The sequence below is a fragment of the Mycobacterium sp. genome, from assembly GCF_049281135.1.
Lineage (GTDB): Bacteria > Actinomycetota > Actinomycetes > Mycobacteriales > Mycobacteriaceae > Mycobacterium.
Genome location: NZ_JBAPRN010000619.1, coordinates 1 through 10246, shown reverse-complemented (window position 1 = coordinate 10246; position 10246 = coordinate 1). Strand labels below are relative to the sequence as shown.

General features: G+C 62.8%; 11 protein-coding genes and 1 pseudogene. 8 read left to right on the top strand and 4 right to left on the bottom strand.

Annotation, left to right across the window (positions count from 1 at the left end; genetic code table 11):
• The coding region (locus tag WAN02_RS24450; RefSeq protein WP_422267242.1) for a cold-shock protein at positions 1–97 on the bottom strand (97 nt) is incomplete at its 3' end.
• A 640-nt stretch (positions 98–737) separates the two neighbouring features.
• Between WAN02_RS24450 and WAN02_RS24445 the strand changes: the two genes are divergently transcribed.
• Complete coding sequence (locus WAN02_RS24445) at positions 738–923, top strand: hypothetical protein (protein ID WP_422267236.1); 186 nt, start codon at positions 738–740, stop codon at positions 921–923.
• Between the two features lie 27 nt (positions 924–950).
• Here WAN02_RS24445 and WAN02_RS24440 read toward each other — a convergent pair whose 3' ends face one another.
• Positions 951–1322: a hypothetical protein gene (locus WAN02_RS24440; protein WP_422267234.1), complete on the bottom strand. Its 372-nt coding sequence runs from the start codon at positions 1320–1322 to the stop codon at positions 951–953.
• A 349-nt stretch (positions 1323–1671) separates the two neighbouring features.
• Between WAN02_RS24440 and WAN02_RS24435 the strand changes: the two genes are divergently transcribed.
• A complete protein-coding gene (locus tag WAN02_RS24435; protein WP_422267240.1) occupies positions 1672–2133 on the top strand; it encodes a DUF6319 family protein in 462 nt (153 codons plus the stop codon).
• Positions 2134–2168: 35 nt separating this feature from the next.
• On the opposite strand, the gene WAN02_RS24430 is transcribed toward WAN02_RS24435, so the two are convergent.
• Positions 2169–2624 carry a MarR family winged helix-turn-helix transcriptional regulator gene (locus WAN02_RS24430; RefSeq protein ID WP_422267232.1) on the bottom strand — a complete coding sequence of 152 codons (456 nt, stop codon included), beginning with the start codon at positions 2622–2624 and terminating at the stop codon, positions 2169–2171.
• Between the two features lie 76 nt (positions 2625–2700).
• Between WAN02_RS24430 and WAN02_RS24425 the strand changes: the two genes are divergently transcribed.
• Both WAN02_RS24425 and WAN02_RS24420 read left to right on the top strand, forming a co-directional pair.
• Positions 2701–3645 carry an alpha/beta hydrolase family esterase gene (locus WAN02_RS24425; protein ID WP_422267230.1) on the top strand — a complete coding sequence of 315 codons (945 nt, stop codon included), beginning with the start codon at positions 2701–2703 and terminating at the stop codon, positions 3643–3645.
• A gap of 94 nt (positions 3646–3739) precedes the next feature.
• Positions 3740–5152: a cytochrome P450 gene (locus WAN02_RS24420; protein ID WP_422267228.1), complete on the top strand. Its 1413-nt coding sequence runs from the start codon at positions 3740–3742 to the stop codon at positions 5150–5152.
• A gap of 26 nt (positions 5153–5178) precedes the next feature.
• Here the strand turns inward: WAN02_RS24420 and WAN02_RS24415 are convergent, their stop codons facing one another.
• On the bottom strand, positions 5179–5988 hold the full coding sequence (locus WAN02_RS24415) for a crotonase/enoyl-CoA hydratase family protein (RefSeq protein WP_422267226.1): 810 nt from the start codon (positions 5986–5988) through the stop codon (positions 5179–5181).
• Between the two features lie 111 nt (positions 5989–6099).
• Between WAN02_RS24415 and WAN02_RS24410 the strand changes: the two genes are divergently transcribed.
• The 4 genes and pseudogenes from WAN02_RS24410 to WAN02_RS24395 form a co-directional block, all read left to right on the top strand.
• Positions 6100–6957 carry an MBL fold metallo-hydrolase gene (locus WAN02_RS24410; RefSeq protein ID WP_422267224.1) on the top strand — a complete coding sequence of 286 codons (858 nt, stop codon included), beginning with the start codon at positions 6100–6102 and terminating at the stop codon, positions 6955–6957.
• A 1-nt stretch (position 6958) separates the two neighbouring features.
• Positions 6959–8374, top strand: a complete 1416-nt coding sequence (locus WAN02_RS24405) for a hypothetical protein (protein ID WP_422267222.1) — start codon at positions 6959–6961, stop codon at positions 8372–8374.
• A gap of 62 nt (positions 8375–8436) precedes the next feature.
• The gene (locus tag WAN02_RS24400; RefSeq protein ID WP_422267238.1) at positions 8437–9516 is read left to right on the top strand and encodes a zinc-binding metallopeptidase family protein; all 1080 of its coding nucleotides are present in this window, start codon (positions 8437–8439) and stop codon (positions 9514–9516) included.
• 87 nt (positions 9517–9603) lie between these two features.
• Positions 9604–10246 (top strand): annotated as a pseudogene (locus WAN02_RS24395) (1,4-beta-xylanase); the annotation flags it as partial.

Genomic DNA, 10246 nt, shown 5'->3' with positions numbered 1-10246 from the left:
TCTCGGAGTAGTGCACGAAGACGTCCGGACCCTCCGTTTGCGCGATGAAGCCGAAGCCTTTTTCGGCGTTGAACCACTTCACGGTTCCCTGTGTCATTTTGTATCTCCTTTGTCAGATTCCGATCCGCGCCATGCGGATCGGCAGCCGAATGATCCGGCGGCTACTTCTGGCTTGCCCTGCAAGGAGAAAGAGACGCCCGCACCAAGTTTCTGCGCGAGCGTGTGTAGAACACGAACACTTAGAATTTCGACTACCTGCATACTACGCGATCTACCGATGGAGTTATTACCGGCCTCGAGTGCGCGGACCTGGCAGCGGCTTAGCTCATTCCACCTCGCGCGGTCACCCAGTGGATCCCCCGTCAGCGTCGAACTGAAAGTCGCGCGGGCGATCAACATAAGACGTTGAACTTGACCGCGCCCAGCGCCGGTCACGTCAGCGCGGCGACGCGCCAGCACCTGAGGTTCACCGTGACCCCTGGACAACAGTGGACGTTCACCCCAACCGCCGGCTGTTCCCAAGTGCCGGGATTCATTTGGCAAATCCTCGACGCTGATGGGAATTCGGACGCCCGGGAATCTATGACGGCTGCCAGCCAATCGGACCGCTGACACTGTCCCCCGGGGCCTACGACGTGCAGATCGATGTGCAGAACGTTGACGCCGACTACCAGTTCAACGTCCGGACATCGTAGTTTCGGCTCGAGTCGGCGCTAGCCCCGGACTCCGGTGGCCGGATGGACAGCCCCGAGCGCGCCGTGATCCACTTTGAGACCACGGGCGTCACTCACGCCGTCACGATGATCTACGAATACGGCGGCTGCTACAAAGAGCCTGGCGAATTTCTGCAGGCAAATTTCGGCAAGAATGGCAACGACCTCATCGCGGCCGATCAGGCCGCCGGCCACTGCGAAAGCCGGTGACAACGCTTCGCGGACCACACCAATACATCAAACTGCCAGCGTGTTGGCAGGTGTGATAGCACCGCCCGCCGCGATCGCAGTGGCACACTGACGGCTATGCGCATGGCCGATGCCGACGACCTGGTTGCCGTTGACGTGTTCAACGCCGCCCAGGTCACCGGTGAGCCGGTCAGCATGACGCTTGTCAGGCGGGTAGTCGACGACCTGCTCACACACCCACCAGAATGCGGCTGCGGACACTGCGAGGCCGCAGCGGTCGCGCGCGTCAAAGATGTTTGGGACATCGCGTCCGGTTGGCAAAGAGCCGTAGCTAGTAGCACCAGTAACCGCGCAGCACGCTAGCGCCGGAACCCCGGCATTCAGGGCCGTCAGGCAGGACTTTTGGGCCGCATAGAACATTGCGTGCGATCATCAAAGTGGTTGTCCTCTTTGGTTTTTCAAGTCGATTTCGCATCGGGTGCAGCATCGCGAGCGAGCTCGAGTCGCCTCGACCTGCACAGCTTGACGGCTTGGACAGTAACGTGTTTACCTACCGGTGCACTAAATCGCAATGAGGGTGAATCGCGCCGCTATCTATGAGATGATCTGCGGCACAAGCCACTTCGCTTCGCGATACTCGATAGGCCGCAGACGGTTCTAGTCGTGCCTCAGATCGCTTGGATGGTCCCCATGTCGAACGTATGTTCTAATGACTCTCGCACCCAGCCCGACCACTGCGGGCGATATTCACGAGGAGAACGCCACACCGATGACGGTAAACACCTTGACAGCAGAAGCGCCACACGCCGACTCCGGCAACCCCGACACTAGGGTCCCTGTCGTCGAGAGATCCTCGCCTGAGCGTAGGCCGGCGCTGGACGCTGAAGCTGCCGCCGAAGCTTCGGCCGAGAAGAAGCCGAGGAAAGCCCCGGCCAAGAAGACGGCCGGCAAGAAGACCAACACTCTCGAGCTGACTCTCACTGTTACCGGCACCGCTGACGGCGAATGGCGCGCGGAACTCAAGCAGGGCACCAGTTATCTGGCCCGCAACCTCGCTGTCGCGGCCACCGCGGTCTCCCGGGCAGCAAAGGAACTGCATGAGGACCTCTCCAACCCGATCGACGAGGTCATCGAAGAGGCGCGCTCCCAGCAGGCCGCCAGGGTCGCCGCCCTCGAGGCCGAACTAGACGCCGCCCGAAAGGCCCTCGCAGACTTGGACTCAGCTCCCTGAACATGCCCGCTCGCCCGGACGAGCTTGTACGTGCTTTATGAGGACGCGCCGGTTTCGGCCGACTGCAACGCCAGCAAGGTCTCGCGCAACTCTCCGAATCGGCGTTCTCCCAACACATTGCGCCAACGCTTCTCGACTTCGAGGGCGTTGGAACGCATCACGTGCAGTGCATGGCGGCCGCGGGGCGTGAGCTCGATGATCCGCGCCCGCGCGTCGGAGGGATGTGGCCCTCGAACGACATAGTCGTGCCGTTCCAGTGCGGCCACCGCCTGAGCGACCGCCTGCCGGCTGACGTTGAGCCGGTCCGCCAAATCTGATGCGTGCAAACCGCCTGCGACCAGCGGTACCAAGGCAACCGCTTGCCCGGGCCGGATCCCGTCGAGACCGGCCGCCGCGAACGCCGCCCTCAACCGGGGCGCTCCGGACGCGGCCACCAGATTCACCAGTGCCGGCACCGTCGGTTGCCACTTGGTGTCTCGCGCAGCTCGCATGGCCCATTAGTGTGCCACTTACACCACAATTGACAAGTCACTTGTCAAATATCGCCCGGGCTGCCACGATGGGGACATGCAACTTCGATCCGTTCGGGCACTTGTCGCATGTCTCCTTGGAGCCTCGGTCGTGCTACTCGGAGGGTGCCTCGGTGGAGGTCACGCGCTCGGAACACCGGGGGCGGGGTCGATCCCGGTCGGGCAGTCAACCCAGACGATCGAGGTCGGCGGGGTCAGCCGAACCTTCCATGTGTATCGCCCATCGGGGCTCAGCGACGGCGCCCCGCTGGTGGTGATGCTGCACGGCGGCTTCGGAACCGGCGCGCAGGCCGAACACTCTTACCACTGGGACAGCGAAGCCGACGCCGGGCATTTCCTGGTGGCCTACCCCGACGGCCTCATGCGCGCCTGGAACGCCGGAAGTTGTTGTGGTGAGCCGCAGCGCAACAACACAGACGACGTCGGGTTCATCACCGCCATGGTCGGCGCCATCGGGCAAGAGATCCCGATCGATCGCGCGCGCGTCTATGCGACGGGCATGTCGAACGGTGCCATGATGGCGCTTCGCTTAGGTTGTCAGACCGACACTTTCGCGGCGATCGCCCCGGTAGCGGGCACGCTGCTGACCGACTGCTCGGGAGCACGGCCGACATCGGTGCTGCAGATACATGGAACCGCCGACGATAGAGTTCCCTACAACGGCGGTCCGGGTAAAGCGTTCTCGACGGATGGGGCGGCACGCGTCAACGGTCCCTCGGTGGAGGCCGTCAACGCGACGTGGCGTGGGATCGATGGATGCGGACAACCCAACTCGACGACCGCCGGGGACGTGACGACCCAGACGGCCGGGTGCCCCGACGGGCGCACCGTGGAATTGATCGCGGTGACGGGTGCGGGCCACCAGTGGCCCGGTGGCGAACCGAGCCCGCTCGCGCAGCGGATCGGCAACATGCCGGCACCTTCGACGGCGCTGAACGCCACCGACACCATCTGGCAGTTCTTCGCCCCGAATCATCGATAACGGGAAGAGGCGGGCTGGAGGCCATCGGTGTTGTCCGTAGCGGCGGCAGCTGTCGACAGATACCTTGGAGTACCGGCTTCGAGAAGGCGACGAGATGGGTGAAGCGACGACCGATCCGGTAAAGCTGCCGCCCAGACTGCGGACACCGAAAATCGTTCAGGCCCTTGCGTTCCTGGCCGGCCGCGACAGGGCGCTCGGGTCACTGGCCCGGCGCTACGGCACGGCCTTCACGCTGAGCTTGCCGATCGTCGGCGAGGCCGTGGTGATCAGCGACCCGGTCCTTATCAAAGACCTGTTCACGACCAGCGGCGACCTAGTGGGCAGGAGGCCGTCGAACGGCCTGGGCAGGGTGTTTGGCCCGGGATCGACTTTCAGTCTCGACGGCGATGAGCACCGTGCGAGGCGGAAGTTACTGGTCCCACCATTTCACGGCAAGCGGATGCAAGGCTACGAGCACATCATCGAAGAAGAGGTGATGCGCGAGACCGCGGACTGGCCCGAGGGCCGCGAGTTCGAGACCGTGCCGTCGATGATGCGCATCACGCTCAACGCGATCCTGCGCGCGGTGTTCGGCGCTGAGGGTGCCGCTTTCGAAGAGTTGCGTGAGTTGCTTCCCGCCATGGTGCTGTTGGGTTCGCGGTTCGCGATTCTGTCTTCGATAGTGCGGCGCGCTCTCGGCGCACCGGGCCAGTCAGCACGGTTTCAGCATTACCGCAGGCGTTATGACGTCTTGATCGATGGCCTCATCTCCGACGCGCTGGCCGACCCGGCATTCGAGCAGCGCGGCGATGTGCTTTCACTGATGCTGCGGGCACGCTATAACGATGGCTCTCGGATCTCCAATGAGCACATCGCCGATGAGCTGCTGACGCTGTTGCTCGCCGGCCACGAAACCACTGCAACAACGCTGGCATGGACCGTCGAGCGGCTGCGGCGCCATCCCTGGCTGCTGAGGCGGTTGACCGAAGAAGTCGATGCCGGAGGATTGGAGTTGCGGCAGGCAACGATCCAGGAAGTGCAGCGAACCCGGCCGGTTATTCGGTTTACCGCTCGGATGACGAAGAAGCGGATTCGTCTGGGAGAGTGGGTGATCCCGGAACACGGTGCAGTAGTCGTCAGCATCGCGGCGGCCCACGCATCAGAGCAGAACTTTCCCGCTGCCAACTCCTTCAACCCCGACCGGTTTCTCGGCGCCGGCCCGAACAACTACACGTGGATTGCGTTTGGCGGTGGGATCCACCGCTGCATCGGCGCGGCGTTCGCCAGCATGGAGATGAATGTGACGCTGCGCACGCTGTTGCGTGAATTCGAATTCGCCACCACCCGTGCGCCGGGTGAGCGGTATCACTCGCGGGGTGTCGCCGTTGCGCCCGGGCGGGGTGGCCGCGCCGTCGTATACCGCCGGAGGCCCATCAAGGATCAGCCGAAGGCAGAATGCCAAGTCTCAGGCGGTTGCGACGAGCGAGGCGTCGAAGGTGATCAGACGACCTCGATCACGCCGGGCTGAGAGCCTCGATCCGGCGGAGAGTTCGATTAACGTGCAGCGGGGTCGACGAAGACCGGCGGCTCCCCCGACATCCCGGCCACGACGGCCGCGACCTGATTGGGCTTGCCGATCAGCCCCTCTTGCAATTCGGATTCACGTTTCAGGGCAGCGGCGGCGTCGTCACTGACCCATGTCTCGTCGTACAGGCGCTTGGCGGCGCGGACGGCGTCAGGAGATTTCTGCGCGATCTCGTCTGCTAGTGCCAGCGCCGAGGCCAGCGGATCCTCACTATTTCGCGTGACCAACCCGAGCGCCAAAGCCTCGCTTCCAGAAACGATGCGCCCGGTGAACGTCAACTCCTTGGCGACGTCGATGGGCACCAGGCGCGGGAGTGTCTGCGTGATGCCCATGTCGGGAACGAGACCCCACTTGATCTCCATGATGGACAGCTTGGCGTCCGGCGCGGCGATCCGGATGTCGGCGCCCAGCGCGATCTGGAGACCGCCGCCGAAGCAATTCCCGTGAATCGCGGCGATCACCGGCGCCGGCACCAAGGACCAGTCGCAGGCCACCCGCTGAGCGAAGTTGGCCAGCCGATCGGTGTCGCGCTCCAGCAGAACCCCGGTGCCACCCTGCCCCGACATGAAGCTGGCGATGTCCAGGCCTGAGCAGAAGCTCTTGCCTTCACCGTGCAGCACCACCGCGCGAACCGAAGCGTCCTCTGCGAGTTGCCCTGCGGCATTCATCAAGCCCTCGAACATGGCTTGGTCCAGCGCATTGTGTTTGTCGGCGCGCACCAAACTCACCGTTGCCACGCCATTAGCACCTATCTGCACACGCACTCTGTCTTCGCTCACGTGTGGGAACTTACCGCGACGTCGAATCATGAACCTTTGGTATGTCACACCGTTCATACTGTTGCTCTGGCTGTACTCGCTGGACCAAGCCAACTGGAACAGGCGACGACGATGACTTCCTTACAATTAACTAGCACTGAGACAGCAGATTTCGGGCACGGCGAGGTCTATTTCATCGGCAACGCCACCACCTTGATCCGCTTCGGCGGGCTGACGATCCTGACCGACCCGGCCTTCCTGCACAAAGGCGAACACGTGTATCTGGGTCACGGCATATGGGCGCGGCGGGAGGTCGAGCCGGCATGCCAGATCGCCGACCTGCCGCCGATCGATCTGATCGTTTTGTCGCACTATCACGGCGACCATTTCGATGACGTCGCCGCCCAAGAGCTCGACAAGAAACTGCCCATCGTTTCAACGGCGGACGCGGTCGGCAAGCTCAGCGGTCTCGGCTTCGGGCGCGGATATCCCCTCGACACCTGGGAATCCCTCGAGGTGAACAAAGGTGAAGCGACGATGACGATCACCGCGATGCCGGCCAAGCACGCCACCGAAGAAGCGGTCAACGAGCTGCTCATGCCCGTCAATGGGCATCTGCTCGAGTTCAGTCGCAACGGCGATCAGCTCTACCGGCTCTACATCACCGGGGACACCATGCTCGTCGATAGTCTCGAGGACATCCCGCGCCGCTACCCTGACATCGACCTCGGCCTGATTCACACGGGCGGTACGACCTTCCTGGTCACCGTTGTCACGATGACGGGCGAACAAGGAGTAAGAGCCGTCGAGATCACCAAACCCCGCACCGCCATCCCCATCCACTACAACGACTTTTCGGTGTTCCTCTCGGGACTGGACGACTTCAAGAAGGCCGCCCAAGCCTCAACCACGCGAACGAAATTCGTCTACCTCGCGCACGGCGAAACCTACACATTCACCCCTAATGGGTTAGCGACAGGAGAAATTTGACATGGGATTGCGGAGGCTCGCTATGGTCCCGTTCACCTTGGCGCTGGCGCTGGTGTTCGCGCCGTCTGTGTCGGCCGATACCTACACAGAGCAGGTGGCGGCCAAGTTTCAAGCCGAAACACATGTGGTGGCTGACCCCGCCGCGAAACCCCCGTTGGACAACTCCGACGCAATCAACCAGCAGATCCTGAGCAGCTCGTGGACGTGGAGTTCCCGGCCGCCGATCTGGGTGGCGGCGGTCGCGCCGGACCAGACCGGTGTGACGACACCGGACGCCATCCACGACATCATCTTGGGGCGCCATCCGGGTTTCAGCGGGGTCATCCTGGTGATCGACTCCAAGGGCTACCACGTGCGCGCCTATGACGTGCCGAGGGCGATCGCCGACAACGTCGACTACATTCTGCGTCAGTCGGCTAGGGATCACCACAATGACCCATACGGTGCGACCAGCGAATTCGTCAACAAACTGGCCGGCTTGAACGCGGCTGCGGGTGCACCGGCGACGACCTCTCCCACTGCCAATGCGAAGCACACCAGCTGGACGTGGCTGTGGGTAACGCTGATCGTCGTCCTCGCTCTGATAGTTGGTCTGATCTGGTTGCCGGCACGAAATCGTAAGCGCCGCAAGGACGCAGAGGCGCGAGAGCAGATCAAACAGGGCTTGATCGCCGCCGAGTCCGATGTCAGCGATCTCGATAACGCGGTGGTCGCCACGAGCGGCCCAGACGTCAGCGCTGAGACGCTGAAGGCCAACTCCAGCTTGAGCGCCGCCCGCAAGGCGTACCAGGCTGGTGACTACAGCGCAGCGCGGGCACACCTCCGGGTGGTGCGAGCGACCGTGGCCAAGGCGGACCGGAAGCTGAACATCATCGCCGTGACCTCGGTTCCCGAGGAGGACCGTAAGCAGGCCTCTGTGCAGACGAGGGACCCTGACACCGGTAAGACGGTCACGATCAACAACAACAACTACGCCACCACGCAACAGCCGGGCTATCAGCACTACTACCCGGGCGGCTACTACAACGGATTGTTCTTCTACCCCGGCTTCTATCCCTACCCATTTTGGGGTCCTGGCTGGGGTTGGCCCATCACTGATGTCCTGCTGATGGATGCGCTGCTGGACGATCATTGGGGTGGCGACTACGAACGCGGCTTTGAGGCGGGCCAAGATTCAGCGACGGCGAATGCCGGCTACGACGGCGGCCAGAACACCAGCTACGACAGCCAGCAGGGAGATGTCGGCTTCGATGGAAGCTACCAGGACTCATCCTCCGGCGGCGACGTAAGCTTCGCCGGCAACGACTCCGGCGGCGGTTATGACGCCGGTGGCAATTTCGATTTCGGCGGGTTCGGTGGGTCCGATTTTGGCGGGGGTGGATTCGACTCGGGCGGCGGCGGCGACTCCGGGTTCTAATGTTGCCGCGGTAACGGCTGAAACGATGCGGCCCGCCCGCGCGGACTGCCACGATGGAATCCGTGCGCGCGTTCGCCTGCCCCGTCTGCCGTGGCTTCGTTCCATTCGAGTCACGCCGCTGCCCGAATTGCTTGGCAGAATTTGGGTTTCATGTCCCAAGCCGCACTATGGTCGCAACCTCGTCGGGCGCCGCGGTCATCGACGGTCAGATCTGGATTGCCTGCACAAAGGCGGCCAGCCTCGGCTGCAACTGGTTGGTGCCTCAGGAACAGGAACTGGGTGGTCAGCAGGGACGGTGTCTGGCGGATTCCTTGATCCGGCGCGAGCCCGATACCGACGACACCGTCGCAGTGGAAAAGCTGGTGTCCACGGGGATCGCTCTGCGGCGGTTGATTTGTCAGCTCATTGATATCGGGTTGCCGGTCGACCCGTTCTGGCAGAAAGACGGAGGGCTTGCGTTTGATCTGCTGTCCAGTTACAGCGGCCGCGAACGCGTGGTGATCGGGCACGCCGGCGGGGTAATCACGATCGATCTCGTCGAGTCGCTGGACGCCTACCGTGAGTCGCTTCGGGTCCATCTCGGTGAGCCTTACCGCACCATGCTGGGTCATTTCCGCCACGAGGTCGGCCACTATTACCAGAACATACTGGTGGAAACCGATCCCGGAGCCTCGCGCTACCTTGACGAGTGCCGCGAGATCTTCGGCGATGAGCGCGCCGATTATCAGGACGCGATTGCGCGACACTACAAATTCGGTGCGCCTGCGAACTGGGGTGACTTCTACATTTCCGAGTACGCAACGATGCACCCCTGGGAGGATTTTGCCGAGTGCTTCGCCCACTATCTGCATATCACTGGCACCATCGACACCGCCCGGGAGTCTGGACTGATCTTGCACGCCGACAGAGTTCGTTTCTCGGTTCAGGGGGACGTCGTTCCGCTCCCGTGCTACGAGGACGCCCCGATCGAGCGGCTGCTGCAGGACTGGAAGTGGTTGTCGCTCTGCTTCAATCGGGTGAACACCGCCATGGGGAAGAATCCGCTGTACCCATTCGACATCCCGCAGGCCGTGGTCCGCAAGCTGGCGTTCGTACACGAAGTGATCCGCGAGACGGCTCGCACAGCGGCAGCTGGTCACTAGTAAGCAGTCGGGTCTCTGACCCGCTGCGATAGGTATGTCTGTCGAGTTTTCCAGCCTCCTACCTCACTCGGAGAATATGGTCGCTGCGTGAGGCGTCGAACGGTGCTAACGCTCCCGGTGCTGCTGGCGGCAGGCCCTGTATTGACCAAGACACCCCGCGCCGCCGCAGGGCAAAGCCGGTGGTCGCCTGATCGGGCCAACCGCTGGTATCAGGCGCAAGGGTGGCGCGTCGGCGCCAACTACATCACCTCGAACGCCATCAACCAGCTCGAGATGTTTCAGGCCGACACCTTCGACCCCCGGCGTATCGATACCGAGCTCGGCTGGGCCCAGTCACGCGGACTCAACACGGTGCGGGTCTTCCTCCACGATCAGCTTTGGGCCCAAGACCATCGAGGCTTCCAGAGCCGTCTCGCGCAGTTTGTCGCGATTGCGGCGCGCCACCGCATCAAGCCGCTCTTTGTCTTCTTCGACTCATGTTGGGATCCGTTCCCCAAACTGGGACGCCAGCGCGCCCCGAAGCCCGGGGTCCATAACTCCGGCTGGGTGCAAAGCCCAGGCGCTGAACACTTGGATGACCTCGACTACCGTCGCACTCTGCTTGAATATGTCACGGGAGTGTTGACCCAATTCCGCACGGATGAACGTGTTTTGGGCTGGGACCTGTGGAACGAGCCCGATAATCCCGCGCGCGAGTATCGAAATGTCGAAAGGAAAGACAAGCTGGAGC

Bases quoted from the DNA above. Each gene is read 5' to 3' on its own strand.
- WAN02_RS24410 (WP_422267224.1), top strand. From the start codon at position 6,100: ATGACTTCCTTACAATTAACTAGCACTGAGACAGCAGATTTCGGGCAC.
- WAN02_RS24405 (WP_422267222.1), top strand. From the start codon at position 6,959: ATGGGATTGCGGAGGCTCGCTATGGTCCCGTTCACCTTGGCGCTGGCG.
- WAN02_RS24425 (WP_422267230.1), top strand. From the start codon at position 2,701: ATGCAACTTCGATCCGTTCGGGCACTTGTCGCATGTCTCCTTGGAGCC.
- WAN02_RS24435 (WP_422267240.1), top strand. From the start codon at position 1,672: ATGACGGTAAACACCTTGACAGCAGAAGCGCCACACGCCGACTCCGGC.
- WAN02_RS24430 (WP_422267232.1), bottom strand. From the start codon at position 2,624: ATGCGAGCTGCGCGAGACACCAAGTGGCAACCGACGGTGCCGGCACTG.
- WAN02_RS24440 (WP_422267234.1), bottom strand. From the start codon at position 1,322: ATGTTCTATGCGGCCCAAAAGTCCTGCCTGACGGCCCTGAATGCCGGG.
- WAN02_RS24445 (WP_422267236.1), top strand. From the start codon at position 738: ATGGACAGCCCCGAGCGCGCCGTGATCCACTTTGAGACCACGGGCGTC.
- WAN02_RS24420 (WP_422267228.1), top strand. From the start codon at position 3,740: ATGGGTGAAGCGACGACCGATCCGGTAAAGCTGCCGCCCAGACTGCGG.